The 25,942-nt window shown below is 58.3% G+C and carries 27 protein-coding genes and 1 riboswitch; of the genes, 12 read left to right on the top strand and 15 right to left on the bottom strand.

The annotated features are described in order from the left end of the window. Positions 1–435: 435 nt before the first annotated feature. Positions 436–648 (top strand): RNA chaperone/antiterminator CspA, encoded by a 213-nt coding sequence (gene cspA / locus ABUK12_RS09955; RefSeq protein ID WP_131864725.1) that lies wholly within the window; start codon positions 436–438, stop codon positions 646–648. A 174-nt stretch (positions 649–822) separates the two neighbouring features. Next, positions 823–1,311 carry a hypothetical protein gene (locus tag ABUK12_RS09950; RefSeq protein WP_410016118.1) on the top strand — a complete coding sequence of 163 codons (489 nt, stop codon included), beginning with the start codon at positions 823–825 and terminating at the stop codon, positions 1,309–1,311. A gap of 166 nt (positions 1,312–1,477) precedes the next feature. Here the strand turns inward: ABUK12_RS09950 and ABUK12_RS09945 are convergent, their stop codons facing one another. Beyond that, positions 1,478–2,383 (bottom strand): NADP-dependent oxidoreductase, encoded by a 906-nt coding sequence (locus ABUK12_RS09945; protein WP_410016117.1) that lies wholly within the window; start codon positions 2,381–2,383, stop codon positions 1,478–1,480. A gap of 411 nt (positions 2,384–2,794) precedes the next feature. On the opposite strand from ABUK12_RS09945, the gene hpxO reads away from it, so the two are divergent. The 4 genes from hpxO (at position 2,795) to cspE (ending at position 7,060) form a co-directional block, all read left to right on the top strand. Next, positions 2,795–3,949 carry an FAD-dependent urate hydroxylase HpxO gene (gene hpxO, locus ABUK12_RS09940; RefSeq protein WP_410016116.1) on the top strand — a complete coding sequence of 385 codons (1,155 nt, stop codon included), beginning with the start codon at positions 2,795–2,797 and terminating at the stop codon, positions 3,947–3,949. Between the two features lie 436 nt (positions 3,950–4,385). Next, positions 4,386–5,309, top strand: a complete 924-nt coding sequence (lpxP, locus tag ABUK12_RS09935; protein WP_410016115.1) for a kdo(2)-lipid IV(A) palmitoleoyltransferase — start codon at positions 4,386–4,388, stop codon at positions 5,307–5,309. A gap of 632 nt (positions 5,310–5,941) precedes the next feature. Further along, positions 5,942–6,709: a YdiY family protein gene (locus tag ABUK12_RS09930; RefSeq protein ID WP_410016114.1), complete on the top strand. Its 768-nt coding sequence runs from the start codon at positions 5,942–5,944 to the stop codon at positions 6,707–6,709. Positions 6,710–6,850: 141 nt separating this feature from the next. Next, positions 6,851–7,060, top strand: coding sequence for a transcription antiterminator/RNA stability regulator CspE (gene cspE, locus ABUK12_RS09925; RefSeq protein WP_331118480.1), 210 nt, complete (start codon positions 6,851–6,853; stop codon positions 7,058–7,060). A gap of 697 nt (positions 7,061–7,757) precedes the next feature. On the opposite strand, the gene crcB is transcribed toward cspE, so the two are convergent. Continuing rightward, positions 7,758–8,150 (bottom strand): fluoride efflux transporter CrcB, encoded by a 393-nt coding sequence (crcB, locus tag ABUK12_RS09920; protein WP_410016113.1) that lies wholly within the window; start codon positions 8,148–8,150, stop codon positions 7,758–7,760. A gap of 78 nt (positions 8,151–8,228) precedes the next feature. Next, positions 8,229–8,292: riboswitch (Fluoride riboswitch) on the bottom strand. Between the two features lie 16 nt (positions 8,293–8,308). Further along, complete coding sequence (locus ABUK12_RS09915; protein WP_410016112.1) at positions 8,309–9,661, bottom strand: aminotransferase class I/II-fold pyridoxal phosphate-dependent enzyme; 1,353 nt, start codon at positions 9,659–9,661, stop codon at positions 8,309–8,311. A gap of 143 nt (positions 9,662–9,804) precedes the next feature. Here ABUK12_RS09915 and ABUK12_RS09910 point away from each other — a divergent pair, with 143 nt between their 5' ends. The 6 genes from ABUK12_RS09910 (at position 9,805) to tatE (ending at position 14,581) form a co-directional block, all read left to right on the top strand. Beyond that, positions 9,805–10,761 carry a nitrate ABC transporter substrate-binding protein gene (locus ABUK12_RS09910; RefSeq protein WP_410016111.1) on the top strand — a complete coding sequence of 319 codons (957 nt, stop codon included), beginning with the start codon at positions 9,805–9,807 and terminating at the stop codon, positions 10,759–10,761. 18 nt (positions 10,762–10,779) lie between these two features. Next, entirely contained in the window at positions 10,780–11,574 is a 795-nt protein-coding gene (locus ABUK12_RS09905) for a deaminated glutathione amidase (RefSeq protein ID WP_410016110.1), read from the top strand. A gap of 57 nt (positions 11,575–11,631) precedes the next feature. Continuing rightward, on the top strand, positions 11,632–12,519 hold the full coding sequence (locus ABUK12_RS09900) for an ABC transporter substrate-binding protein (protein ID WP_410016601.1): 888 nt from the start codon (positions 11,632–11,634) through the stop codon (positions 12,517–12,519). Then, on the top strand, positions 12,516–13,454 hold the full coding sequence (locus ABUK12_RS09895) for an amino acid ABC transporter permease (RefSeq protein WP_410016109.1): 939 nt from the start codon (positions 12,516–12,518) through the stop codon (positions 13,452–13,454). Before ABUK12_RS09900 ends, ABUK12_RS09895 begins: the two co-directional genes overlap by 4 nt. Continuing rightward, positions 13,454–14,230: an amino acid ABC transporter ATP-binding protein gene (locus ABUK12_RS09890; RefSeq protein WP_410016108.1), complete on the top strand. Its 777-nt coding sequence runs from the start codon at positions 13,454–13,456 to the stop codon at positions 14,228–14,230. Before ABUK12_RS09895 ends, ABUK12_RS09890 begins: the two co-directional genes overlap by 1 nt. 144 nt (positions 14,231–14,374) lie before the next feature. Next, positions 14,375–14,581, top strand: a complete 207-nt coding sequence (gene tatE / locus ABUK12_RS09885; RefSeq protein ID WP_410016107.1) for a twin-arginine translocase subunit TatE — start codon at positions 14,375–14,377, stop codon at positions 14,579–14,581. 80 nt (positions 14,582–14,661) lie between these two features. Here the strand turns inward: tatE and lipA are convergent, their stop codons facing one another. The 12 genes from lipA to lptE all read right to left on the bottom strand — a co-directional run bounded on the left by lipA (position 14,662) and on the right by lptE (position 25,937). After that, positions 14,662–15,627: a lipoyl synthase gene (gene lipA, locus ABUK12_RS09880; RefSeq protein ID WP_410016106.1), complete on the bottom strand. Its 966-nt coding sequence runs from the start codon at positions 15,625–15,627 to the stop codon at positions 14,662–14,664. Positions 15,628–15,763: 136 nt separating this feature from the next. Next, positions 15,764–16,447 (bottom strand): lipoyl(octanoyl) transferase LipB, encoded by a 684-nt coding sequence (gene lipB, locus ABUK12_RS09875; protein WP_410016105.1) that lies wholly within the window; start codon positions 16,445–16,447, stop codon positions 15,764–15,766. Between the two features lie 14 nt (positions 16,448–16,461). After that, positions 16,462–16,725 carry a DUF493 family protein YbeD gene (gene ybeD / locus ABUK12_RS09870; RefSeq protein ID WP_410016104.1) on the bottom strand — a complete coding sequence of 88 codons (264 nt, stop codon included), beginning with the start codon at positions 16,723–16,725 and terminating at the stop codon, positions 16,462–16,464. Positions 16,726–16,952: 227 nt separating this feature from the next. Beyond that, positions 16,953–18,164 carry a D-alanyl-D-alanine carboxypeptidase DacA gene (gene dacA / locus ABUK12_RS09865; protein ID WP_410016103.1) on the bottom strand — a complete coding sequence of 404 codons (1,212 nt, stop codon included), beginning with the start codon at positions 18,162–18,164 and terminating at the stop codon, positions 16,953–16,955. Positions 18,165–18,300: 136 nt separating this feature from the next. After that, complete coding sequence (gene rlpA, locus ABUK12_RS09860) at positions 18,301–19,518, bottom strand: endolytic peptidoglycan transglycosylase RlpA (RefSeq protein WP_410016102.1); 1,218 nt, start codon at positions 19,516–19,518, stop codon at positions 18,301–18,303. A gap of 9 nt (positions 19,519–19,527) precedes the next feature. Then, the gene (mrdB, locus tag ABUK12_RS09855; protein ID WP_410016101.1) at positions 19,528–20,640 is read right to left on the bottom strand and encodes a peptidoglycan glycosyltransferase MrdB; all 1,113 of its coding nucleotides are present in this window, start codon (positions 20,638–20,640) and stop codon (positions 19,528–19,530) included. A gap of 2 nt (positions 20,641–20,642) precedes the next feature. After that, positions 20,643–22,547, bottom strand: a complete 1,905-nt coding sequence (gene mrdA, locus ABUK12_RS09850) for a peptidoglycan DD-transpeptidase MrdA (protein WP_410016100.1) — start codon at positions 22,545–22,547, stop codon at positions 20,643–20,645. A gap of 37 nt (positions 22,548–22,584) precedes the next feature. After that, positions 22,585–23,055 carry a 23S rRNA (pseudouridine(1915)-N(3))-methyltransferase RlmH gene (gene rlmH / locus ABUK12_RS09845; RefSeq protein WP_410016099.1) on the bottom strand — a complete coding sequence of 157 codons (471 nt, stop codon included), beginning with the start codon at positions 23,053–23,055 and terminating at the stop codon, positions 22,585–22,587. A gap of 3 nt (positions 23,056–23,058) precedes the next feature. Then, positions 23,059–23,376, bottom strand: a complete 318-nt coding sequence (gene rsfS / locus ABUK12_RS09840) for a ribosome silencing factor (protein ID WP_410016098.1) — start codon at positions 23,374–23,376, stop codon at positions 23,059–23,061. Between the two features lie 197 nt (positions 23,377–23,573). After that, the gene (gene nadD / locus ABUK12_RS09835; RefSeq protein WP_410016097.1) at positions 23,574–24,263 is read right to left on the bottom strand and encodes a nicotinate-nucleotide adenylyltransferase; all 690 of its coding nucleotides are present in this window, start codon (positions 24,261–24,263) and stop codon (positions 23,574–23,576) included. Continuing rightward, on the bottom strand, positions 24,256–25,287 hold the full coding sequence (gene holA, locus ABUK12_RS09830; protein WP_410016096.1) for a DNA polymerase III subunit delta: 1,032 nt from the start codon (positions 25,285–25,287) through the stop codon (positions 24,256–24,258). The genes nadD and holA overlap by 8 nt, the downstream gene beginning before the upstream one ends. Next, positions 25,284–25,937, bottom strand: coding sequence for an LPS assembly lipoprotein LptE (gene lptE, locus ABUK12_RS09825; RefSeq protein WP_410016095.1), 654 nt, complete (start codon positions 25,935–25,937; stop codon positions 25,284–25,286). Before lptE ends, holA begins: the two co-directional genes overlap by 4 nt. Between the last annotated feature and the right edge of the window lie 5 nt (positions 25,938–25,942).

Genomic DNA, 25,942 nt, shown 5'->3' with positions numbered 1-25,942 from the left:
TTTGTTTATCCTGCAGCAACCTTCAGGCTTCCAACTAAAAAAAGTGTTCACCGCCACAGCGAAAGAGGCCGTTTGGCCACGAGCCTTCTGTTATCCCGTGGCGTGCGATAAATTATTTTTAGCTTGCTTATTAATGATTTGCACGGCTTCGTTTCGATGTATTTAGCATATATGTTCATTTATGCAACATTTAGTGGTTGAAAAATTAATAATAGAAAAAGTGCTTGCTATCACCATCGCACTATGTGTAAATAGCGTCATCGGTTTGTAGTACAGACCTATTTATGAATGTCATTTTAGTAAAGTTGTTCCGGTAAAGACGATATTTCAATATACCGTATCTCCGAGGAATTTCCTTCTCTAGTGCTCCCATAAGTAAATCCTGACAAGCAGACCACAATCGCCTTATGGCGGCCCTATTAAAAGGAAACAACAATGTCTAATAAAATGACCGGTTCAGTAAAATGGTTTGATGCTGGTAAAGGTTTTGGTTTCATCACCCCTGCTGACGGTAGCAAAGATGTGTTCGTTCACTTCTCTGCAATCCAGAGCAATGATTTCAAAACCCTGGACGAAGGCCAACAGGTCGAGTTCAACATCGAACAAGGCCAGAAAGGCCCGTCTGCAACTAACGTCGTTGCGCTGTAATATACAGCTGAGGCTGTGGTAAGGTTCTTGCGATAGCGATGATGGCCCAGGCCGGAGCAGTCAAGTAACCCTAACCCAACCCAAAGATTCCGAACCCCGACTCTGTCGGGGTTTTTTTATGTCTTCGCGAATTTTAATGCTAAAATTCCGCTTCGACTTAATAAGGATATGGGTATGACGAAAAATTGTGTCTGGGGTCTGCTGGCATTGACCCTGAGCGGGTGCGCCGGTTATACCGACTATCCCTCTGCGGCCAAAACCGCCGCGCCTGCGGACGTGGCCGGCGTGTGGATGACCACCGGGCCGCAAAAGGAGCTGGCCGATCCGGCCGCCATCGCCACTTTTATCGTGACCCGGTCGGGCGACACCCTTGATTGCCGTCAATGGCAACGCACCATCGCGCGGCGGGGCAAGCTGACCTGGCGCGGCGACAATCTGTACAACGTCAATGTCAAGAACGAGTACAGCACGGTGACCGTAAACGACGGCGTCATGAAATTCAGCCGCTTAACGCTGCATCGCGTGCAAAAGCCGACCGTTGAATGCCAGGCCTTTGTGGTTTATCACGATGGCGACTATGCCTTTGCCGATGAGGCCGTCGCCAAGCCGCAGCCGGCTAAGACCCATAAGAAGGCCAGCGGCGTGGAAAGACGGCAAAAATAGTCATCAGCGGCTATGGCTTCCCATAGCGCCGATGCAGGCGTTATGGCGCGCTAATGCTGCAGCCGGCGTGCGGGTTCTTAACCCGCACGCCCTAATGCCACTGCTTCAACACCCCAGCGCGCCGCCGGTTCCGGCCCTTTTTGCATCCCATCTTCCTTAAGGCCATTCAACCAAGGGTGATCACCAGCTTGCCCGTGGCATGTCCTGCGGCGCTGCGTTTATATGCGTCTGCGGCTTCTTCAAGCGGGAACGTCTTATCCAGAGGCATGCGGAACACGCCTTCCGTATACAGCCGCGCCGCTTCGGACAAGACCCGTTCAGGATGGTTCTGTGGCGCGAAAGATCCCTGCGCCCCGTGCAGCGGCGCGGTGGCATCAACAATGGAAAGAACGCGGGAAGGATCGCCGACCAGCGCGAGAAGCGTGGGAAGGATGCCCGGGCCGGCCAGATCGAGTGCGGCATTGACGCCGGCCGGCGCGATGTGGCCGATTCTTTCAACCAGGCCCGGGCCATAGGTTGTCGGGACGGCGCCGAGCCCGCGCAGGTATTCATGCTTCGGGGCGCTCGCGGTGCCAATGACGATGATCCCGCGGTAACGCGCGAATTGGATTACCGCGGAACCAACGCCACCGGCCGCTCCGTTTACCAGCAGCGTTTCGCCGGCCTTCACGCCAATCTGCGCAAGAATGCGCGTCGCGGTTTCGACCACCACCGGGAAACCACCCGCCTGCGCGAACGGCAGGCCGTCGGGCTTGCGGGCCCAATGAGTCAGAACCGCGTATTGCGCCGCCGTGTTAATGCCGTAGCCGAAGACGGCATCGCCAAGGCTAACGTCGGTACTGCCTTCGCCGACTTCATCCACCACGCCCGCGCCCTCGACACCGATGCCCGAAGGCAGCGCAATAGGCCGGCCGCGCCAGCAGCCGGCCCGAAGCTTCATGCCGTCCGAGGGGTTGACGCCGGCGGCCCGGACGGCAATCCGCACCTGGCCGGGACCGGCGTGGGGTTCGTCAATATCCGCCACCTGCAGGACTTCGGGACCGCCGTATGCGCTGAATTGCACTGCTTTCATAAAAAACTCCTCTGGAAAAACGCAAGGCGAGCGGCCTTGGTTATGCGTTGACGGTAAAAAAACTGGCGGCACCAGACGGATTTGCGTACGCAGGTCTGTGGCGCTTTTGGCAATGTGCGGTCGCCTGGCGTGCGCGCGATTCCCTGGCGGACGCGCGGGTTACACCTCTCTGTCGGTATTTTATATACTCAGTATAAATAAATACTGAGTATATATAAAGGCCCGTGCAAAAATCAGCCCGGCCGGGGTTTCTGGCCAGCAACCGTAAACGGTCTCCCATAGTGCAAACCAGGGCCGTGTCGAGGTGGCTAAAATTTAAATTTGAATAAAATTATTTAAAATCAATAAAATATAATAATGGCATTCAAATTGCTTCCACGAAGGAGGGCTTGCCAATAAAAGGACATTACGATGAAAGCGATTATCATTGGTGCGGGGATGGGGGGCGCCAGCGCGGGCATCGCGCTGCGCAATGTCGGCTATCAAACCGAAATCTATGAAGCGGTCACGGATATCAAGCCGGTGGGGGCGGCCATTTCCATTTGGCCTAATGGTGTTAAATGTCTGAATTTTTTGGGTCTTGGCCCACAGATAAAAGCCCTTGGCGGCGATATGGCCACTATGGCATACGCGGATTATCGTACCGGGCGAATCCTGACCCGTTTTCCCCTGCGCCCGCTGGTGGAGCGCGTCGGTGAGTTCCCGTATCCCACCGCCCGTGCCGAGCTGCAAGCCATGTTATTGGATGAATTCGGCCGCGAGCGCGTCTTTCTCAATAAACGCCTGACGCGCATTGAGGATAATGGCTCCCAGGTAACGGCATGGTTTGCCGACGGCAGCGCCGCTATCGGCGATCTGCTTATCGGTGCTGATGGCACCCACTCTCTGGCGCGGGATTATGTGCTGGGCCACCGGGTGGCGCGGCGCTATGCGGGCTACGTCAACTGGAACGGCTTGGTAGCCGTCGACGAGGACATCGCGCCGGCTAACCAATGGACCACGTTTGTCGGCCAGGGCAAGCGGGTATCGCTGATGCCGGTGGCGGGCCGGCGCTTTTATTATTTTTTTGACGTGCCGCTGCCAAAAGGGCTGGAACAGGAGCGCGGCCGGGCGCGGGAAGATTTACGCGAGTATTTTTCCGGCTGGTGCGCGCCGGTGCAGCGGCTAATAACGCAGCTGGATCCCTTGGGCGTCAACCGGGTGGAAATCCATGATATCGAGCCGTTCAGCACCTTTACGCGCGGTCGGGTGGCCCTGCTGGGCGACGCGGCCCATAGCACCACGCCTGACATCGGACAAGGAGGCTGCGCGGCGATGGAAGACGCCGTGGTGCTGGCGCTGGCGCTGCGTACGCATTCTCTGGGCATTGAAGATGCCCTGCTGCGCTACCAGGAAAAGCGGGTGGAACGGGTCAGGTCGCTGGTGCTGAAAGCCCGCAAGCGGTGCGATATTACCCATGGCAAAGATCCCCAGGCCACCCGCCGCTGGTATCAAGATCTGGAAAATGAAACCGGGGAAAATATTCTTACCGGCCTGGCCGATACCATCTTAGGCGGACCGCTGTAGGGGCTGGGGGTTTGCCGTGACGGTCTGAGGCGGAAAACCGTGGCGCCTGAATGTCGGTTTTTCGCCTGTAATCGTTATCAACTATGTCCGGCCAGGCGGGACGGGAAGATAACCTATTGTCATTTTTGGTAAATCCGCCGCCGGCGTATGGTAATATATCTGCAGAATCGCTAGGCTGGGCAGCCTAAGAAAATAAGTGCTTTTTATCATGACTTCCTGTGCGGATGTCCGATAACTGAAAATACCTTTTTTGGTTTGCCCGCGCGCTTGTTGGGATGCTTGAGGTCGCCGTTAATGCCGCTCGCGCCGCCTTCAGAAATAAACCATGAGGTCTTCGCGCTGACAGCATCCGGCGATAAATGGCTTAACGATCAGGACCAGGATTGATGGAGCGCCTTTAACGGGGTTCCCAACAACTTTATGAAGAATCAATGAAATGGCATACCCGCAAAAATTTTCGCTTTCGCTCCTCCACCCGCGTTACTGGCTGACCTGGTTCGGCCTGGGAGTGCTTTTCCTGTTGGTGCAACTGCCTTATCCGGTGTTGCATACCCTGGGCGGCTGGCTTGGCCGTTTATCGATGCCATTCCTGAAACGCCGGGCCGCGATTACGCGCCGTAACCTGGAACTCTGTTTTCCCAATATGGATAAGCAGAAGCTCGAGCGGACTATCATCAATAATTTCACCTCCGCCGGCATGGGCTTAATGGAAACCGGCATGGCCTGGTTCTGGTCGGATGCCCGCGTTAAACGCTGGTTTGACGTCTTCGGCCTGCACAATCTGCAGCGGGCGAACGAACATAACCAGGGGGTTATGGTCATCGGCATCCATTTTATGTCCCTTGAGCTGGGCGGACGCGCCATGGGGCTGTGCCAGCCGATGATGGCCATGTACCGTCCCCATAATAATAAAGCCATGGAACTGGTACAAACCTGGGGCAGGATGCGGTCCAACAAGGCGATGCTGGATCGCAAGGATTTACGCGGCATGGTCCATTCGCTCAAGCAGGGCGAAACGGTCTGGTTTGCTCCCGATCAGGATTATGGCCCGCGCGGCAGTATTTTTGCCCCTTTCTTCGCGGTTGACCAGGCGGCTACAACCCGCGGCACCTATACGCTGGCCCGGCTGGCACAGCCGAAGCTGGTGCCGGTGGTGCTGATCCGTAAAAAGAACGGCAAGGGGTACCGTCTGCTGATCCAGCCGCAGCTGGAAAATTATCCGCTGGACGATGAAATGGCCGCAACCTGCTATATGAATAAAATCGTCGAACAGGAAATCATGCGCGCGCCTGACCAATACCTCTGGATGCACCGTCGCTTTAAGACGCGTCCGTTGGGCGAATTGTCCCTCTATATATAAGTGCGGCGTGGCCGGGCACGGCGTCAGTTTTGCCTCCCGGCCGGTGACGCAGGCCGATCGTTTGAAATAACGCCAATTCACCTCTTTTATCCTGCCATCGCGCCCTGCGGATGTTCTTATACTAGCGGCTTTAATATCATGAGTTCATGGATCCGCGAAAATGCATATTACGCACTATAGGGCCTGGGCAATGGTTTTCCTATTCAGCGCGCTATTCTGGATGACGATGATAAGCGCAATTTATTTGTTGCTTAAAAGTTAATTTTTGTAGAGCAAAAGCGATAATTGTTGCCGAGAAGACGGTGTTGACGACATTATGCTGCGGCGACAGTGAGATGGCTTCTTTTAGGATTAATCCTAAAATATAGTCCGGATCCATTGTAAGCGCCATGAGTGCGAAATCAGTGCCAAAATACTAAAATTTATTTTATAAGTACGCTGAAAAGACTCGTTTTTTTGTGTTTATCCCGGCTGGGGACCCGTAGGCGGGTGATAAGAAAACCGCGGTGTATTAATTTTTGTTACCAATATTACAAAAAATTACCAGTACACCTGCCGTGTCGATTCGTTACACTATCAGCCTTTCGTTACTCGCTGGTTTAAAAACCTCAAAATCATTTGATAGGTAAATTATGTTACGCAATGGCCGCTCTCGGGCAGTATGGCTTCTGACTATCCTGGGAATGTCCCTGGCTAGTTTTTCGACTTTTGCTGATACGGATATCTTTACCGCGCTGGACGATCCTTCCACTGCGAAAAAAAGTTTCGACGGCAATCTTCAAGCCGGCTACAACGCGCAGTCCGGCAACTCCACCAGCTCTTCACTGGCGGCAAGCAGCACCATGACCTGGTTCCAGCCGACCAATGCCTACAGTATCTGGGCCGAAGCGGCAAATAACTCAACCGATGATGAACGCTCTTCGGAAAAGTATCAGGCCGGTGCGCGTGCGCGTCATAATTTGGATGATGATAATTTCCTGTTTACGCAGGGCAGCTGGTTAAGCGATCGTTTCAACGGTTATCGCTCGCGTTCAACCCTGACCGCGGGTTACGGCCGGCAGGTCTTGAACGGACCGGTCAGCCACCTGCGGTTGGAAGCGGGTCCCGGCGTAAGGCACGATGAATTCCAGGGCGGCGGTCGCCAGACCAAGGCATTGGCCTACGGTGCGGCATCTTATGCTTATCAGCTGACCGACAGCACGCAATTTATCCAGGGCGTTTCCATTCTTGGTAACGAGGATATCACGGCGAATTCCGAAACCGGGCTGAGCGTGGCCATCAATAGCCATTTTGCGTTGAAGATGACCTATGATGTCACTTATAACAGCACCACGCCGGATAGCGCGCCGAAACACACCGATACCAAGACGGCGGTTTCCCTAGTCTATAATATGCAATAGCAGGCTGATGCCTGGTTAAAATCTTATTTTACTATTTCTTGTCACGTTTTAGCGATCTTAAGCTGGACAAAGGGCTTGCCACTTGCTGTACTACTACCCGACACAGAGTTTGTGTCTATCATTTATTGAAAGGTAAGTTTGATGTCTAAGATTAAAGGTAGCGTTAAGTGGTTCAATGAATCTAAAGGATTCGGTTTCATTACTCCTGAAGATGGCAGTAAAGATGTGTTTGTTCATTTCTCCGCCATCCAGAGTAATGGTTTCAAAACGCTGGCCGAAGGCCAACGCGTTGAATTTGAAATCACTAACGGCGCCAAAGGCCCATCGGCTGCTGACGTTACAGCTATTTAAGATAGCCAGTATTCTGAAAAACCCGCTTAATGCGGGTTTTTTTTATGCCTGAAATCCCGTAATCGCCGAACTTAGCGACAAGGTGTTAAAGGGAAAGCGTGCCGATGGGGCCGAATCGGGCGTGGGGTTTTCGCCCGACCGAGCGCCCCATGGCACGGTATGCCCGCCAACACCGAACGCAATGCAGGCGTGTTCAAGGGAGAGCGTGCCAATGGGGTTGAATCGGGCGTGTTTTTTCGCCCGACCGAGCGCCCCATGGCACGGTAGGCCCGCCAACACCGAACGCAATGCAGGCGTGTTCAAGGGAGCGCCCCATGGCACGGTAGGCCCGCCAACACCGAACGCAATGCAGCCGTGTTCAAGGGAGCGCGTGCCAATGGGGTCGAATCGGGCGTGGGGTTTTCGCCCGACCGAGCGCCCCATGGCACGGTATGCCCGCCAACACCGAACGCAATGCAGGCGTGTTCAAGGGAGAGCGTGCCAATGGGGTTGAATCGGGCGTGTTTTTTCGCCCGACCGAGGCCCCATGGCGCGGTAGGCCCGCTAACACAAATCCTGCAACGAGCGTGTCAAAGGGAGAGCGTGCCGATGGGGTCGAATCGGGCGTGGGGTTTTCGCCCGACCGAGCGCCCCATGGCACGGTATGCCCGCTAACACAAATCCTGCAACGAGCGTGTCAAAGGGAGAGTGTGCCACCTTATAACGGCACCGGCGGGCCGAACAGATTCACCAATCCCACCGCCAACAACGTCATGGCAAGCGAACCGACCAGATTCAGCAGAATATTCACCCCCGCCCAAAGCATCTGCCCGGTCATCATCAGGGTAACCACTTCCGCCGAAAAGGTAGAAAAAGTGGTCAGGCCGCCGCAAAAGCCGGTGGTGATAAACAGTTTCCAGAACGGGTCGATATGAGTGAGACGGAGAAACAACGCCATAAACAGGCCGATGATAAAGGCGCCGACCAGGTTAACCGCCAAGGTGCCGACAGGAATGGCAAAACCGCTGCCGCTGAGCTTCAGGCTGAGCCACCAGCGCAATACGCTGCCGATCCCCCCACCAATAAACACGGCTGATAAAAGGGTAAACATAAGAACCTTTTTAATTAATTTAAGGAATGAAAAACTCAGCAGGGCGAACACAATGACTACGTCCCCCAACCCGAGCAGGTAAACGTAGACATCATCAGCCAAAAACGGCGGTTAAAGGAGGAATGTCATCTCCTGGCGCGATTATACATTACTTTCCTTTACTGAACAGTATTGTCGTCGCCATGGCGGCAGGCCAACTGGATGGCATCGGCCACCAGCTCGACCCGATCGGCTTCCAGCAGGGACGTCGATACCCGGATAAAGCGGCTGGGTCCGATACTATGCCGTTTGCCGGGCATCACCGCGATACCGTGAGCCGCCAACGTCACCAGGGCATATTGCTCCGACGGCACCGGGATCTGGATGCTCAGCCCGTCCCGATCCGGCAACACCACCCCACGCTGCGCAAGCGCGCGCAACAGCGCCCGGCGGCGCTGGGCATAACAATGCCGGGCGGCGGCAAGCGTCTGCTGGGTCATGCCATCTGCCATCATCCAGGCCACCGCTTCCTGCAATATCCTGCTGGTCCAGCTGGCGCCGAAGTTACGTACCGACTGAATACGCCGGATGATATCACTGGAAGCGGAGATAACCGCCAGCCGCAAATCCGGGCCATAGGCTTTGGAAAATGAACGTACATGCACGGTACGCTGCGGGTAAATATTGCCCAGGCTGTGGACCGGATGCGCGGACAGCTCGCCGATGCCGTCATCCTCAATTATCAGCGTCGCGCAGGCGCGCAGTAAATGCGCCATATCGTCGGCGCGCTGCCGGCTAACCGTATGGCCGGTTGTGGAATGGGTGCGCGGTTGGTAGATAAAAGCTACCGGACTACGCCTGAGCGCCGCCTCAAGCCCCGCGGGGGTAGGGCCTTGCCCATCGCAGGGGACGGCGATAATGTCCGCGCCCACATTATCCAGCATATCCAGCAACCGCGTGGCGGTGGGATCTTCAATCGCCACCGTGGCGCCGGGCATAATCAGGGTTTGCAATGTTTGGTACATGGCGTCAAAACCGCCGTCCGCCGCGAGGTAGGCCTCGGCGGGATAGGGCCAGCGCGGCGCGATGGCCTGTTGCAATACCTGGCTTATCGGTTCGCGCCGGTAGCTGTTGAGGTTTATCGCCCTCCCGCCGCGCAGCAGCGCCTCGCGCAGATCCGGCAAATAGGCCGGATCGGGCGCGGCCAGGGTCAGGTCGGCCATGATATTGTCGCCGAAATTGCCGATGGCCTCGAACCGCACCGGCCGCGGCGTGACGATATTGCCGCACACCCATACGCCGTTGCGCCCGGCGCCGGCGATGACTTTTTGCCGCCGCAGCTGCCCCCAGGCGGCGGATACGGTTGCCGGACTGACATCCAGCAGGCCGGCAAGTTCGCGCACCGCCGGCAGCTGTACGCCTACGGCAATGGCGCCGCTGCCGATAAGCGCCGCGGTCGCCAGCGCAATACCTTTAATCGTCCGATCCTGGATGCGTTCGGCCAGCCAGCCGGCCTCAAGAGCATTATCCATAAGAATAAACTTTGTACAGTAACAAAGTTAACATTGTACATTGAACAAAGTGGTTTTAGTATCGAAATTAATCAATCGAAACCAAAATGGTCTACAACTGTTAATGTCCGGTAAAAGAAAGCACGCCGGCATGGGGGAACAACGTGGCATACACTATCAGGCTGGCGGTCAGGGATTGGGATTATTTTACTCCCCTGGCATTGGGCGATCTCAGGCCGCAAGGTTTTTCCCTGGAAATCCATCGCGTGGGCACGCTGGTGGACTCCATCGCCACCAGCGCCGACTTTGACGCCGGCGAAGTCTCGTTCAGCCGGTATGCCCAGGCGGTCGCCCGCGGCGATAACTCCCTGCTGGCGCTGCCGCACTTCCTGATGCGCGGGTTCCGGCAACGCTGCATCATCACCACCAAGACCAGCCCGCTGACCACCCTCGGGCAACTGCGCGGCAAACGTATCGGGCTGACCGGCTGGCAGGATTCCGGCAATACCTGGACTCGTACCCTACTGCGCCGGGAAGGGGTGGGTATCGATGACGCCACCTGGTATGTGGGCCGCTTGACAGACGATCATCCGGTGGTCGACCGCCTGGCCGGCTTCGGCCGCGCGGGGCGTATCGAGGCCGCGCCCGGGGAGCGGCCGCTGCTGACCTTATTACGGGCGGGGGAGCTGGACGCGGTATTCACTCCCTTTATGCCGAACGGATTTTTTTCCCCCGCCTCGGATCTGCGCCAGTTGCAGGAGGATTTCCGCCAGGCGGAACTCGATTATTTTAACGCGGTGGGGTATATCCCGGGAATCCATGTGCTGGGCATCAAGCCGGCACTGGCGCAAGCCCATCCGGAGCTGCCCCAGGCGCTGAGCGATATCATTACGCAGTCGGCCCGTCTGTGGCACGACAAGCGGGTCAAGTATGCCGATACCACGCCCTGGCTGATGGACGATCTGGCGCGTACCGCACGCGACCTGCCGGCGGACTGGAATCGAAACGGTTTTGACGCCAACCAGCGGATGGTGGCGGACTTTGCCGCTGAGCTTTTTGAGCAGGGACTGACGTCACGTTGCCTTACGCCGACGGAACTCTTTCCTTACCCATTATCATAATCTGCAGGAGGACGGACAATGAAAGTCGCATTAGGACAATTTGCAGTGAGCCGGGAATGGGAAACCAATTTAGCAACCTGCCTCGACCTGATGGACCGCGCTCTGGCGGGCGGCGCGGATTTGCTGGTGCTGCCCGAGGGCATCCTGGCGCGGGATATCGCCGACCCGGATTTAGTGCTTAAGTCGGCCCAGCCGCTGGACGGGCCGTTTGTCAGCACGTTGTGCGCCGCCAGCCGGGGCACCCAGCTTACCACCATGATGAGCGTGCACACGCCCACCGGCGACGGCCATGCGTTTAATGTACTGATCGCTATTCGCCACGGCGAAATTATCGCCCGCTATCGCAAACTGCATCTTTACGATGCGTTTGCCGTGCAGGAATCGAAAAACGTCACGCCCGGCAACGAGGTGCCGCCGCTGGTGGACGTGGCGGGTATGAAAGTGGGGCTGATGACCTGCTATGACGTGCGTTTCCCCGAGCTGGCGCGCCGGCTGGCGCTGGATGGCGCCCAGGTGCTGGTGCTGCCTGCCGCCTGGGTCAAGGGGCCGCTGAAGGAAATGCACTGGGAGGTGCTGGTCACCGCGCGGGCATTGGAGAACACCTGTTATATGGTGGCGGTGGGAGAATGCGGCGAGCGCAATATCGGCAACAGCATGGTTGTCGATCCGCTGGGCGTTGCCATTGCCCATGCCGCCGAAGCGCCGGCGCTGGTGTTCGCCGAGCTGGACGCCGAGCGGGTCGCCCATGCGCGGCGGGTATTGCCGGTGCTGGAAAACCGCTGTTTTGCCGCGCCGCAGCTGCGCGAGCGCTAAGACGCGAGCTGCAATCATCACTAGGTTATCGACATCAGGGGAAATGCAATGAATGTAATGAAAAAACGGCTGGTTGCCCTGTTCTGCCTGGCGCTGTCGGGCGGCGCGCTGGCGGATGACGCGCTGCCGGTGCAGGCCCTGGATACCGCGCTGCACGCTAAGTTACCCCAGGATATCCAGCAGTCGGGCCGGATTATATCCGTTAATAACGGATCGTTCCCTCCTTATGAGATTGCCACCAGCACCCATTCCCTGGACGGCGCCAGCGCCGATTTAGCCCAGGCGCTGGGGCAGCTGCTGGGCGTTAAGATCGAACACGCGTCGGTCAGCGGTCTGTCCGGCGTGTTGAGCGGCATTAATTCCGGCCGCTACCAGATGGCTATCGGCCCGATCGGCGATTTTCCCGACCGGGAACAGAAAAATGATTTTATCGATTTTGTGCAGGAATTCGTGGTGTTCGCCGTGCCTAAGGGCAATCCGGCCGCCATCAACGGCCTGATTGATACCTGCGGCAAGCGCATCGCGGTCATGGCGGCCGGTTCAGCCGAGCAGGTCATCCGCAAACAGTCCGCCACCTGCGTCGCGGCGGGCAAGGCGCCGGTGACCGTCGCCTCCTTTACCGATCAGCCCACGTCGGTGCTGGCGGTGCGTTCCGGCCGGGTCGACGCCTTTTTCTCCTCCCAGGCGCCCCTGACCTATTTTGTGGCGCAAACCAACGGGCAGTTGGAATTAAGCGGACAGGGTAAAGCCAATGGCTTCGGCGATCTGTTCCAGGGGTCGGTAGTGCCGAAGGATTCGCCGTTCGGCGCGGTGGTGCTGGAAGCCTATCAAAAATTGTTTGCCAACGGCACCTATGCCGCCATCATGAAAAAATGGCATCTGCAGGACAATATGCTCAAGGCGCCGGGCCGTAACCTGGCCAGCAATCCAGGTGCGAAACCATGACCGGACGTGCTACCGATGCCACGCCGACGCCCGCGGACACCGAGCGCGACGTGCGTTATGCGCGTCCGCCGGGGCGGCTGGGCCATATAGTGTTATGGGTAGTGGTGTTGTTGATTGCCGCCGATGTGGTCTGGGTGGTCGCCAACAACAAAAACTTTGAATGGCACGTGGTCAGGGCCTGGTTTACCGAGGCGTCGGTGCTGCGCGGTCTGGGCGTGACCCTGGGCCTGACGGTGATCTCCATGGTGCTTGGGGTGCTGCTCGGGTTGCTGCTGGCGGTGGCCCGTCTGTCCGATCACCGGCTGTTGCGCGGGCTGGCGGGCCTGTATATTTGGTTCTTCCGCGGCACGCCGCTGCTGGTGCAACTGATTTTTTGGTACAACATGTCGACGCTGTTCCCGCATGTGACCCTCGGGTTGCCGTTTGTCGGCCCGGTATACGCCAGCTGGAACACCAACGATCTCATTACTCCCCTTACCGCCGCCATTGCCGGCCTGGCGCTCAACGAGGCCGCCTATATGGCGGAGATTATTCGCGCCGGGCTGCTGTCGGTGGATACCGGCCAGGTGGAAACCACCCAGGCGTTCGGCATGAGCCGCAGCCGGGCGTTGCGGCGCATTATTATCCCCCAGGCCATGCGGTCGATTATTCCCCCCACCGGCAACCAGCTGATCAGCATGATTAAAGCCACGTCGCTGGTGAGTGTCATCGCCATGGGCGATTTGCTCTATTCGGTACAGTCAGTCTATAACCGCACCTTTGAAGTGGTGCCGATGCTGATGGTGGCGGTGATCTGGTATCTGATCATTACCTCGGTGCTGAACGTGGCGCAGTCCGCCATCGAGCGTTATTACGCCCGCGGCACCCGCCGCAGCGAGACGGTGACCCGGCGGCGCCAGGCCGCGCCGGCGGATAGCGTGGCAGGAGAAAAATAATGGTTCAGCAAACTTCCGTTCCGCTGGTACGCGCCCGGGACGTGCACAAGAGTTATGGCGATCATGAGGTGCTTAAGGGTATCAGCCTGGACGTGTTGCCGGGCGAGGTGGTGGTGATCCTGGGACCGTCCGGATCGGGGAAATCCACCTTTTTGCGCTGTATTAACCATCTGGAAGATATGAACCAGGGCTCGATTATCGTCGGCGATCACCAGGTGGGCTACGAGCTGCGCAAAGGCGTGCTGCATAAATTGTCCTCGCGGGCCATTGCACGCCAGCGCCAGGAAATCGGTATGGTTTTCCAGCAGTTTAATCTTTATCCCCACATGACGGTGCTGCAAAATATTATCGAAGCGCCGATCGGCGTACATAAACAGAGCCGCCGCGACGCCGTGCGTTACGCGCGCGAGCTGCTGCAAACGGTGGGACTGAGTGAAAAGGCCGACGCCTATCCTCGCCATCTTTCCGGCGGCCAGCAACAGCGGGTGGCTATCGCCCGGGCGCTGGCCATCCGGCCTAAGCTGATGCTGTTTGATGAGCCGACTTCGGCGCTGGATCCGGAGCTGGTGGGCGAGGTGCTGGCCACCATGCGCAGCCTGGCGGATCAGGGATTGACGATGATCGTGGTCACCCATGAGATTGGCTTTGCCCGCGAGGCGGCGGATCGGGTGGTGTTTATGGATCAGGGCGTGGTGGTGGAGGAGGGGCCGCCACAGGATGTGCTGGTCAATCCGCAGCATCCGCGCACCCGCGCTTTTCTCAGCCGGTTCCTGTAACCGGGCGGGGCGTAGCGGGAATAACGCCCCGGTATGTAAAACTGTTACAGATATCTCTTGTAATGCAGGGGCAATAGCGGTAAAAAGCGATTAACATGTATCAATCGCTGGTTTTATCAGCAAGCGTTAAGCAAGAAGGTGAGTATGGAAGGTTTAAGTATTACCAAATTATTAGTCATCGGCGCCTTGATTGTGCTGCTGTTCGGCACCAATAAGCTACGCAGCCTGGGCGGCGACCTGGGCGCGGCTATCAAAGGTTTCAAGAAAGCGATGGGTAGCGATGATGCGGTCGCGCCGAAAACGCAGGCTGATGATTCCGTGGCACCCCAGGTTACAGAACGTAAAGAGTAAACCTGGCGCGGAAAAGGATGGTTATCGCAACCATCCTTTTTTATTGGCCGCAGTCAGAATGTAACCGGATATGTCGGCGGTTATTTTACCTCAATGCCCTTGGCCTGCAGGTCCGCATGGTAGGACGAGCGCACGAACGGACCGCAGGCCGCATGGGTAAAGCCCATGGCCATGGCTTCCGCTTTCATCTCGTCGAATTCCTGCGGACTGACGTAACGCTTCACCGCCAGGTGATGACGGCTGGGCTGCAGATACTGGCCCAGGGTCAACATGGTCACGCCGTGGCGGCGCAGATCGCGCATGACGTCAACGATTTCCGCGTTGGTTTCGCCCAGCCCCACCATCAGTCCGGATTTGGTCGGCAGGTCGGGGTTGGCTTCCTTGAAACGCTCGAGCAGTTTCAGCGACCAGTTATAGTCGGCGCCCGGGCGCACCTGGCGGTATAGCCGGGGCACATTTTCCAGATTGTGGTTAAACACATCCGGCGGCGCCGCGTTGAGGATTTCCAGCGCCCGATCCATCCGGCCGCGGAAATCCGGCACCAGCGTTTCAATCTTGATGGTGGGGTTTTTCGCCCGGATGGCGGTGATGCAATCGGCAAAATGCTGGGCGCCGCCGTCGCGCAGGTCGTCGCGGTCCACCGAGGTGACGACGACGTAGCGCAGCCCCATATCGGCGATGGTCTGGCCCAGTTTTTCCGGCTCATTGGCGTCGGGCTGGGTTGGACGGCCATGGGCGACGTCGCAGAACGGGCAGCGGCGGGTGCAGATGGCGCCGAGGATCATAAAGGTGGCGGTGCCATGGTTAAAACACTCGGACAGGTTGGGGCACGACGCTTCCTCGCAGACGGAGTGCAGGCCGTTTTTGCGCATGGCGGCTTTAATACCCTGGATACGCGTGGAGTCCGACGGCAGTTTAATCTTCATCCATTCCGGTTTGCGCAGCATCTCCTGACGCTCGACCGCCACGGTTTTAATCGGGATTAAGGCCATTTTATCGGCGTCGCGGTATTTAACGCCGCGTTCCATCTGTATCGGTTTACTCATAATCTCGCAGGTCCCGTCCCGAATGTGCCAGCATGCAGGTTATCACACACGCTGTTACGTGATTGTTCAACTAAATTTGATAAAACATCAAAAATTATAACATGGTTAACCGTTCGCTTTCAGCCCAAAAAAGCGATTATTGCTGGATTGCGTCCGCAAGGGGAGGGTAATCCTCCAGATACCAGGGCAGCATGCGGGCCGGCGGATTGCCGAGCCGTTGCAGGAAGACCCCGGTCAGCACCGGCGCCACGTCGTCCACGCGGGTGCCCGGCGCCAGATCGCTTACCTGGGTCATGCGCAGTCCGGCGTAGCCGCAGGGATTGATTCGCAGGAAGGGCGAGAGATCCATGGCGATGTTCAGCGCCAGTCCGTGAAACGAACAGCCTTTGCGGATGCGTAATCCCAGCGAGCAGATTTTATCATCATTCACATAGACGCCCGGCGCGTCCGCGCGCGCGCGCGCCGCGATGGCAAAACGCCCCAGGGTCTCCACCACCGTTTCTTCCAGCAGGGTCACCAACTGGCGCACGCCCAGCCTGCGGCGTTTAAGGTTAAGCAGGACGTAGAGGATTTGCTGGCCGGGGCCGTGAAACGTGACCTGGCCGCCGCGATCGCTCTGGATAACCGGAATGGTGCCCGGCGCCAGGATATGTTCTGCCTTGCCGGCCTGCCCCTGGGTAAATACCTGCGGATGCTGGACCAGCCAGATTTCATCCGGCGTGGATTCGTCGCGGCGATCGGTGAAGACGTGCATGGCCTGCGACACCACGTCATAGGGCTGCAGGCCAAGCTGGCGGATTATGATGGTTTCCTGTGGCACAGGCGACTCCCGGTTTACAGGACCATGCGGACCTGTTCGATATTGCCCAACTCCTCATAGAGCGCTTCGACCTGCTCGATATGGGTGGCGGTAATGGTAATGGACACCGCATGGTAATTGCCTTTGCTGCTCGGCTTGACCTGGGGGGTATAATCGCCCGGCGCGTGGCGCTGTACCACTTCGACCACGCGATCGACCAGTTCCGGACGCGCGGTGCCCATCACTTTATAGGTAAAGGAGCAGGGGAACTCAAGCAGTTCATTCAGTTTGGTTTTCATTGGGACTCCGGTAGCGTGACTGCCACTGCATCTGGCGGATATTTGCGGCGGGTAGGATGGGTAAGAAGAATAACGCGCAGCGCCGGGAAGGGATTTACGGCGTCTTTACGATCCTGCCCATCGTGCCCGTGGGCACGGCCTGGCCATCAAACTCACTCCCGCCGGGGCGGGAGCGCTCTATTACTATTATATGGGGGCTGATTTGCCGCTGACAAGCCGTGGCGGCATTAAGCGAACCAATGATGGAACATCAGCTTGATATAATCCACGATGCGGCTGAAAATATTGCCTTCCTGCACCTGGTTCAGGACCACCAGCGGATGCTGATCGATGGTCTTGCCGTCCAGCTGGAAGTTGATGGTGCCTACCTGCTGGCCTTTGGCAAGCGGTGCATGCAATTCCTTCTGGCTTAGAGTATAGCTGGCTTTCAGATCTTTCATGCGGCCGCGGGGAATGGTCAGGTAAGCATCGCTATCCACGCCCAGCTTGACGCTGTCGGTATCGCCGAACCACACCGGCTCGGCGGCAAATTCCTTGCCCGCCTTCAGCGGCGCCACGGTTTCAAAGAAACGGAAGCCCCAGGTCAGCAGCTTGCGGGTTTCGCTTTCGCGGCCCTTGGGCGAATGGCCGCCCATCACCGCTGAAATCAGCCGCATCGGACCGTCGGTGGCCGAGGCGACCAGGTTAAAACCGGCGGAGTCGGTGTGGCCGGTTTTGATGCCGTCTACGTTCAACCCGGTATCCCACAGCAGGCCGTTACGGTTCATCTGCCTGATATTATTGAAGGTAAATTCTTTTTCTTTATAAGTGGCGTATTCTTCCGGCACATCGCGGATCAGGGCCTTGCCGATCAGCGCCATATCGCGGGCGGAGCTGTACTGGCCCGGGGCATCAAGGCCGTGTACGGTTTCGAACTGGGTATTTTGCAGGCCCAGCGCTTTCACGTAGTTATTCATCAGGCCGACAAACGCGTCCTGGCTGCCGGCGACGTAATCGGCCATGGCCACGCAGGCATCGTTGCCTGACTGGAGGATAATGCCGCGGTTAAGCTGCGATACCGGCACGCGATCGCCGGGTTTAAGGAACATCAGCGACGAACCCTTGAATACCGGATTGCCGGTCGCCCAGGCGTCCTTATTGACGGTGATGATATCGTTAGGGGTGATTTTTCCCGATTTTATCGCCTGGCCGATGACGTAGCTGGTCATCATTTTTGTCAGGCTGGCCGGATCGCGACGGGTGTCGGCATTTTGCTCCGCCAGTACCTTGCCGGAGTTGTAATCGATCAGGATATAGGTTTCGGCATCAATTTGCGGCACGCCGGGAATCATGGTCTTCAGATTCACATCGTCGGCGTAGCTATTGGAAAGAGGGATCAGCGCAATAAGGGTGCTTAAGGCTAAGCGCCTGAATAAAAGATGGCTCATTACTTTATTCATGTCAGGACAACAGCATCCGTGGGAGTAAGTTAAAATCGTGCCACACTATAGCAGAAGTAAAAAAGGCCGGCATCAGGCAATCCGTAACCTGGCGGGGAGAACCTTTTAAGAATGTTTCAGCCGGCCCGCGCCCCGGCTATTCCGTCGCCGTAGTGATAAAGGATTGCTGCTGCGCTTCGCTGACCAGGCGCTGCTGCAACCCGGCGGCCTGCTGCCGGGAGCTGAACGGCCCCAGTTGCACACGGTACAGCGCGCCGTTGGCGGTGACCTTGCCCGGCACGCCGAATTTCTGGCTCAGGCTTTGCTGCCAGCTGATTGCGCGCTGGCGGTCGCCAATAGCGCCGACCTGGATCACGTAGCGGCCGGAAGACGCGGCCGGCGACGCCACCGGCGCGACGACGGCCGTGGTATGCGTCGTAGCGCCCGCTGAAACGGGCGGCGGCTGCGTGACGTACGGCGGGGCGACGACGGCCGTGCTATGCGTCGAGGCGCCCGCGGAATAGGATGACGGCTGCGACGCCACCGGCGCGGCGGCGGTGGGTTCGGGCTGGCTGGATTCAATCACGCCGGGCGGCAGTGCCGACGGGGCGCCGAGAAAACCGTGACCGCCGCCACCGCCGGCGGCTACCGGGGCGCCGGTGGCGTCATCGTCCGCCGGCGCGTTTGCCGGCACCGGATCGGCAACCGGGCGGACCGCGCCGCTATCGGCTTCGGGCGCGGACGATTGCATGACCGGGGTACCCATCGCGCCGGTGCCCAGATCGGGCCGCGGCGGCAGCGCGTAGTTCTGTTTAGCCACCACGGTGCCGACGGTGCCGGGTCCGGACAGCGTGCCGTCCGGCGCAACCTGGATAAAGTCGACGCGTACCTTGCTGTTATTGGAGATGTTCAGCCGATCGCCCGCCGCGCGCGACAAATCGATAATGCGGCCGGGCGTGTAGGGACCCCGATCGTTGACCCGCACCACCAGCTGGCGGCCGTTGCTGATATTGGTCACCCGCACATAGCTTGGGATGGGCAGGGTCGGATGCGCGGCGGTCAGGGCGCCGGCATCGAACTGTTCGCCGGTGGCGGTGACGTTGCTGCCGCTGGATTCCGCGTCATACCAGGCGGCCAGGCCCGTTTCGCTGTAATTCTGCGGGTTTTTGATAATATGGTAAGTCTTGCCGTTGACGTCATAGTCCTGGTTGGTAGCCGGGTTATACGGCTCATAGCGCGGCTCCACGCCGCTTATCTCCACCACCGGCCCGTTGTAGGCCGCGGCGGGCGCCTGCTGCTGCTGCGTCGTCTCTGTCGAGCTACAGGCCGTGAGCAATAACCCCATCACGCCGATCCAGTGCCATTCCTTCCGCATTGCTCACCTCTATAAGTTTTTAGACAACATTTTCCGATGAGTATGTATCGACATGACGATACCAAACCCCGCCATCAGCACGATTAATGCCGAGCCGCCGTAGCTCACCAGCGGCAGCGGAACGCCGACCACCGGTAAGATACCACTTACCATGCCGATATTCACGAATACATAAACGAACAAAATCAGCATCAAACCCCCGGCCATCACCCGGCCGAAGGTGGTCTGCGCCTTGGCGGCGATCACCAGTCCGCGCATGATTACGCACAGGTATAACGCTAAAAGCACCAGAACGCCAATCAGGCCCAGTTCCTCGCCCAATACGGCGAAAATAAAATCGGTATGGCGCTCCGGCAGGAATTCCAGCTGGGACTGCGTGCCGTGCAGCCAGCCCTTGCCGCTCAGCCCGCCGGAGCCAATGGCGATTTTGGACTGGATAATATGGTAACCGGCGCCCAGCGGGTCGGTTTCCGGATCGAGCAGCATCATGACGCGATCGCGCTGGTAGTCATGCATCAGGAAGAACCACAGGATCGGAATAAAGGCCGCCACCAGCAGCGCCGCCACCCCGATCAGCTTCCAGCTCATGCCGGACAGGAACAGCACGAACAGCCCCGAGGCGGCGATAAGGATGGCGGTGCCGAGGTCGGGCTGCGCCGCCACCAGCAGCGTGGGCAGGAATATCAGCACCAGCGCGATGGCGGTATTTTTCAGCGAAGGCGGACAGCTGTCGCGGTTGATAAAGCGCGCCACCATCAGCGGCACCGCGATCTTGGCGATTTCCGAGGGCTGGAAACGCACAAATCCCAAATCCAGCCAGCGCTGGGCGCCTTTACTGATCTGGCCGAAGGCGTCCACCGCCACCAGCAGGATCACGCTGATAATGTAAAGGTATGGCGCCCAGGCCTCATAGACCCGGGGCGGCACCTGCGCCAATACCAGCATCACGAGCAGGCCCATGAAAATCTGGCCGATTTTGCGCTCCATCATGCCGACATCCTGGCCGCTGGCGCTCCACATGACCATGGCGCTGTACGCCAGCAACAGCGTGATCAGGAATAGAAAAGGCACATCGATATGGAGCTTATTCCAGAACGCCCCGTTTTGCTGGTTATCGGTCATGGCTAATCACCTTCAGTGCCGGGCGGAGCAGGCTGCTCGGCCGGTAAATCCGTCGTATTGTCGCCCAGCATGATATGGTCCAGAATCTGGCGGGTAATGGTGCCCACCGCCGGACCGATACCGCCGTTCTCCAGGATCACCACCACCGCCACTGTCGGCTTGTCATAGGGGGCGAACGCGGTCATCAGCTTATGATCGCGCAGATGCTCGGCGATCTTGTGGGCGTTATACACTTCGTTGGCCTTCAGGCCATACACCTGCGCGGTACCCGATTTGGCGGCTATTTTATACGGCGCGTCGGCAAAGCTTTTGCGCGCGGTGCCGTTGGGCCGGTTGGCGACGCCGTACATGCCGTCCTTGGCCACTTCCCAATAACCGGAATGCGGGTCGCCGATCTGGGTATGTTCCGGCTGCTTATAGGGGACCAGCTGGCCGTTTTCCCGGGTACTGTACAGCAAATGCGGGATGCGCACCGCGCCGTCGTTAATCAGCGACATCAGGGCCTTGGACATTTGCACCGGCGTGGCGGTCCAGTACCCCTGGCCGATGCCGACCGGGATGGTATCGCCCAGGTACCATGGCTTCTTAAAGCGTTTCAGTTTCCATTCACGGGTCGGCATCACGCCGGAGCGCTCTTCGGACAGGTCGATGCCGGTATAGGAGCCGTAGCCGAACTTCGACATCCACTCCGATAGCCGGTCGATGCCCAAATCATAGGCCACCTGGTAGAAAAAGGTATCCGCCGATTCCTCCAGCGCCTTGGTGACATTAAGCCGGCCGTGCCCCCATTTTTTCCAGTCGCGATAGCGTTTATCCGAGCCGGGCAATTGCCACCAGCCCGGATCGAACAGGGAATAGCTGCGGTTAATGGTGCCCAGGGTCAGGGCGGAGACCGCGATATAGGGCTTGACGGTGGAGGCCGGCGGGTAGACCCCCTGGGTGGCGCGGTTGATCAGCGGACGGTTTTCATCCTGCAGCAGGTTGCGGTAATCCTTGCTGGTGATGCCGTCGACAAACAGGTTGGGATCGTAGCTGGGATTGGATACCAGCGCGCGGATGCCGCCGTCGCGCGGGTCGGCCACCACGACCGCCGCGCGGCTGCCCGCCAGCAGTTTTTCAATATAGGTTTGCAGGTGCAGGTCCAGGGTCAGGTAGATATCCTTCCCGGCCTGGGGCGGCTGTTCATGCAATTGGCGGATAACCCGGCCGCGGTTGTTGACTTCCACCTCTTCGTAACCGGTCTTGCCGTGCAGGGTATTCTCGTAAAAGCGCTCGATGCCCAGCTTGCCGATATCGTTGGTGGCGGCATAGTTGGCCAGGATGCCGTCCTTGTCCAGCCGTTCCACATCTTTATCATTGATTTTGGAAACATAGCCGATGACATGGGTCAGCGCCGAGCCGTAAGGATAATAGCGCCGCTGGTAGCCTTTGACTTCCACGCCCGGAAAATTAAACTGGTTTACCGCAAAGCGCGCCTGCTGCACCTCGGTCAGGCCGACTTTCAGCGGCAGGGAGGTAAAGCGGTGGGAACGGCTGCGCTCTTTTTTGAAATTGGCGATATCGTCGTCGGTCAGATCGACAATCGGCCTGAGCGCATCAATGGTCCCCTGCAGGTCATCCATTTTTTCCGGCATCAGCTCCAACTGATAAATGGTACGGTTCAGCGCCAGCGGGATGCCGTTGCGATCGTAAATGATGCCGCGGCTGGGGGCGATAGGCACCAGCTTGATGCGGTTTTCATTGGAGCGGGTGCGGTAGTCTTCAAAACGGGTGATTTGCAGGTGATAGAGATTGGCGATCAATATCCCGCTTAACGCCAGGATACCGAGAAATGCCACCAGCGCCCGGCGGACAAACAGTGCCGACTCAGCTGAATAGTCGCGAAAGGGGTTATGATCTATTTTCATTCCGCGGGGTTATTTCACTCTATACATCTTCACCGGTTTATTCCCGGTGATATGGATGGTTGGTGGTAATGCTCCAGGCACGATACAGGCTCTCCGCGACTAACACCCGAACTAACGGATGAGGCAAGGTTAACGGCGATAACGACCAGCTTTGCTCCGCGGCCGCCTTGCACGCCGGCGCCAGCCCCTCGGGACCGCCGATCAGCAGGCTGACGTCACGGCCGTCCTGTTTCCAGCGTTCCAGTTGTTGCGCCAGCAGCGGCGTTTCCCACGGGACGCCCGGGATATCCAGCGTCACGATGCGGTTTCCTTTGCCCACGGCCGCCAGCATCAGTTCGCCTTCTTTTTCCAGGATGCGGCCGATATCCGCATTCTTGCCCCGCTTGCCGGCCGGAATTTCATTCAGCTCGAACGGCATGTCCTTGGGGAAGCGGCGCATGTAATCGGTAAAGCCGGTTTGTACCCAATCCGGCATTTTGGTGCCTACCGCGATCAGCTGGAGTCTCACCGGTCAGCTCCAGAGCTTTTCCAGTTCATAAAGACTGCGGCTTTCCGCCTGCATGACATGGACAATCACGTCGCCCAGGTCGACCACGATCCAATCGGCGACCTTTTCGCCTTCGACGCCCAGGGGCATCAGGCCGGCGGTGCGGGACTCCTGTACGACATGATCGGCAATGGACATCACGTGACGGCTGGACGTGCCCGTGCAGATCACCATACAGTCGGTAATACTGGATTTACCGCGTACGTCGATGGAAATAATATCCTGGCCTTTCAAATCATCAATTTTATCAATGACGAAATCTTTGAGCGTGTTACCTTGCAAAGGTTCCCCCTTCGGTGTGCTTTGCATGCGTTGTCGCGATGGACACCGCAAATGTAGAGGTTGGCTGCCTGGCGGATATGCCAGAACTGACTGACCGGGATCTTACGGCCGGGACCGGCACGCCATAGGCGGCGGGCGGGAGAAAGCCTAAGCTTCAGCCGAAGAATTAAGCCGCGCAGTATAGCATGGGCCGCTCACTAGCGATATAAGCCCTGTTCATCAATATAACGTTGCACCGATGGCGAGAGCATATCGTTACAGCGCAATCCGGCGTGGCGGCGTTCGCGAATCAATGAGGCGGAAATCGACAGCTCCGGCGTCGGCGCCAGATAGATAAGCCCGGCGGCCTGCCGGTGCAATCGGCTGATATCCTCGGTTAACCGGGACTCGAGCCAGGCTTGCAATGCCGGTGTCGCCATCTTACCGCCATATCCCGGCCGGGCGCAAACCAGCAGATGACAGGTATCGAGCAGTTCGAGGCCCCGGTGCCATTGCGGCAGGGTCAGCAGGGAATCCTGGCCGATGATAAAACCCAGCGGCGCGTCGGCGCCGCGCTCGCGGCGCAGGGTTTCGAAGGTTTCCACCGTCCAGGACGGATTGTCGCGCCGCAGCTCGCGGTCGTCGATATCAAACAGCGAGCCTGCGGTGTCGGCTATCGCCAACTGCACCATGGTCAGGCGCTGCTGCGCGCTGGCCTCAGGCTGCGGGCGGTGGGGCGGCACGTTATTGGGCAGCAGGGTGATGCGCTCAAGACCCACCAGCCTGGCGAGCGCGATGGCCGGTTTGATATGGCCGTAATGAATCGGGTCAAAAGTGCCGCCGAAAATAGCGGTCAGTCGTCCGGCCTGCGCTGCGGCGCGGGGCGTGGTGTCGGCGATATCAGACATTTATCAGGGTCTCGGGCAGTGATTTGCCGCACAGCAGCAGGGAAAGGGCTTCCAGATCGGTCCAGACCGGATAGCCGTAATCCTGCTTCAGGGCGATTTCCATACTGGCCATCAGGCCGACCGCCTGATGCAGCTGGCGGGATGACAGGCGCTGCAGTGCCTGGGTCAGCAGCGCCCGGCGATTTTGCCAGACTTTATGCTGATCAAACAGGGCGCGCAGCGGCATGCGTTGCATATCGCGATGCAATGCCAGCAGCGTTAATACCTCCCGTTGCAGGCTGCGCAATAGGATTACCGGCTCGCTGGCTTCCTGGCGTAACTGCCGCAGGATGTGCGCCGCCCGTTTGCTCTTGCCGCCCAACAGCGCGTCCACCCAATGGAAGGGGGTAAAATGCGCCGCGTCGTTAACCGCCGTTTCCACCCGCGGCAGGGTAAGGCTGCCGTCGGGATAGACCAGCGATAAACGCTCCAGGGCCTGAGACAGCGCCAGCAGGTTGCCTTCATAGCAGTAGCACAGTAGCTGGCTGGCCGCATCGTCCAGCGTCAGGTTCATGGTTTTGGCGCGCGTCGCCACCCAGCGGGGCAACTGCGCCTGCTCGGGCGTGGCGCACGTGATGAATACCGCATCCTTGCTCAGCGCCTTGAACCAGGCGCTGTTTTCCTGCGCGCGCGTCAGGCGGGCGCCGCGCAGCATCAGTAACAAATCCGGGTGGAGCAGGGTGGAAAGCAGTAATAATTTTTCGCCGATAGGAGCGCTGGCGCCGTTTTCCGGCAGGATTAACAGCAGGGTCTGGCGGCTGGCGAACAGGCTCATCGCCTGGCAAAGACTGAAAATGTCATCCCAGTCGGTGGCGGCGTCGAGCGTAATGCTGAAATGCTCACTGAACTGATGCGATTGCGCCTGGCGGCGAATCGCATCCTGACTTTCCTGCAGCAGCAACGGATCGTTCCCGAACAGCAAATAGCAGGGGCGCAGCGTTTCCTTCAGCTGCGCGCCCAGCTGTTCCGGGTAAAGCCTGATCATTGCTCTTCCGTGGCCGAGGTCGGCGTTTGAATGACTTCAATGCCCGCGGCGCCGTCCGCGTGGGTGGCGGTGGTTCCCTTGGCGCCGGTGACGGCATTGGCCCGCGCCGTTTTTTGCAGCGTAGCGTCCACGGCGTCGTTGGCTTCAACCGCGGCATGGACCGCCAGCAGTTTGCGCACTAACTGCTGCGCCGCCTGTTCACGCAGTTCCTGGCGGATAATGTCGTTTTCATTGTCCTTGGCAAGCGCGGTGAGCGGGTTGTCAAAGAACGAACGGAATACCCGGATGCGGATGGGGAAAAGATCCTTGCCCGGCGTCAGCACCTGGGCCTGCACGTCAAGCACCAGCTGATACTCGGCGGTTTTACCGTCCTGGAACACCGACACCGTTGTACGGCCTTCCGACGAGCCGGTAATGCGCAGCGACGACAGGGTTTTGGCCCGCGGATCCTTATCCTTGACGATGGTGACGTCGCTGAGCCGCAGTTGGGCGCGTACGGCCCGGGTCAGCGGTCCGTAGGGATCGTAGCTGCTAAAGGTTAAGGTCTTTAATTCATTTGGCACTTTTGTGGTGCCGCGCAGATGAAAACCGCAGCCCGCGGTAACCAGCACCGCGAGCCCCAGCAACAACGCTATAGTACGATGTCGCACAACGC

This window comes from Sodalis sp. C49 (genome assembly GCF_046352915.1).
In the GTDB taxonomy this organism is placed as follows: Bacteria; Pseudomonadota; Gammaproteobacteria; order Enterobacterales; family Enterobacteriaceae; genus Acerihabitans.
Note: the sequence above shows the minus strand (reverse complement) of the source record. Positions and strands in the feature narration are given on the sequence as shown.

Excerpts from the sequence above, each read along its gene's own strand:
- ABUK12_RS09945 (WP_410016117.1), bottom strand. The coding sequence starts at position 2,383 with ATGAAAGCAGTGCAATTCAGCGCATACGGCGGTCCCGAAGTCCTGCAG.
- nadD (WP_410016097.1), bottom strand. The coding sequence starts at position 24,263 with ATGTCTGATATCGCCGACACCACGCCCCGCGCCGCAGCGCAGGCCGGA.
- tatE (WP_410016107.1), top strand. The coding sequence starts at position 14,375 with ATGGAAGGTTTAAGTATTACCAAATTATTAGTCATCGGCGCCTTGATT.
- hpxO (WP_410016116.1), top strand. The coding sequence starts at position 2,795 with ATGAAAGCGATTATCATTGGTGCGGGGATGGGGGGCGCCAGCGCGGGC.
- cspE (WP_331118480.1), top strand. The coding sequence starts at position 6,851 with ATGTCTAAGATTAAAGGTAGCGTTAAGTGGTTCAATGAATCTAAAGGA.
- rlpA (WP_410016102.1), bottom strand. The coding sequence starts at position 19,518 with ATGCGGAAGGAATGGCACTGGATCGGCGTGATGGGGTTATTGCTCACG.
- ybeD (WP_410016104.1), bottom strand. The coding sequence starts at position 16,725 with ATGAAAACCAAACTGAATGAACTGCTTGAGTTCCCCTGCTCCTTTACC.
- ABUK12_RS09950 (WP_410016118.1), top strand. The coding sequence starts at position 823 with ATGACGAAAAATTGTGTCTGGGGTCTGCTGGCATTGACCCTGAGCGGG.
- ABUK12_RS09915 (WP_410016112.1), bottom strand. The coding sequence starts at position 9,661 with ATGGATAATGCTCTTGAGGCCGGCTGGCTGGCCGAACGCATCCAGGAT.
- cspA (WP_131864725.1), top strand. The coding sequence starts at position 436 with ATGTCTAATAAAATGACCGGTTCAGTAAAATGGTTTGATGCTGGTAAA.
- lpxP (WP_410016115.1), top strand. The coding sequence starts at position 4,386 with ATGGCATACCCGCAAAAATTTTCGCTTTCGCTCCTCCACCCGCGTTAC.
- ABUK12_RS09895 (WP_410016109.1), top strand. The coding sequence starts at position 12,516 with ATGACCGGACGTGCTACCGATGCCACGCCGACGCCCGCGGACACCGAG.
- crcB (WP_410016113.1), bottom strand. The coding sequence starts at position 8,150 with ATGTTTACCCTTTTATCAGCCGTGTTTATTGGTGGGGGGATCGGCAGC.
- mrdB (WP_410016101.1), bottom strand. The coding sequence starts at position 20,640 with ATGACCGATAACCAGCAAAACGGGGCGTTCTGGAATAAGCTCCATATC.
- lipA (WP_410016106.1), bottom strand. The coding sequence starts at position 15,627 with ATGAGTAAACCGATACAGATGGAACGCGGCGTTAAATACCGCGACGCC.
- ABUK12_RS09905 (WP_410016110.1), top strand. The coding sequence starts at position 10,780 with ATGAAAGTCGCATTAGGACAATTTGCAGTGAGCCGGGAATGGGAAACC.
- ABUK12_RS09930 (WP_410016114.1), top strand. The coding sequence starts at position 5,942 with ATGTTACGCAATGGCCGCTCTCGGGCAGTATGGCTTCTGACTATCCTG.
- ABUK12_RS09900 (WP_410016601.1), top strand. The coding sequence starts at position 11,632 with ATGAAAAAACGGCTGGTTGCCCTGTTCTGCCTGGCGCTGTCGGGCGGC.
- holA (WP_410016096.1), bottom strand. The coding sequence starts at position 25,287 with ATGATCAGGCTTTACCCGGAACAGCTGGGCGCGCAGCTGAAGGAAACG.
- mrdA (WP_410016100.1), bottom strand. The coding sequence starts at position 22,547 with ATGAAAATAGATCATAACCCCTTTCGCGACTATTCAGCTGAGTCGGCA.
- dacA (WP_410016103.1), bottom strand. The coding sequence starts at position 18,164 with ATGAATAAAGTAATGAGCCATCTTTTATTCAGGCGCTTAGCCTTAAGC.
- ABUK12_RS09890 (WP_410016108.1), top strand. The coding sequence starts at position 13,454 with ATGGTTCAGCAAACTTCCGTTCCGCTGGTACGCGCCCGGGACGTGCAC.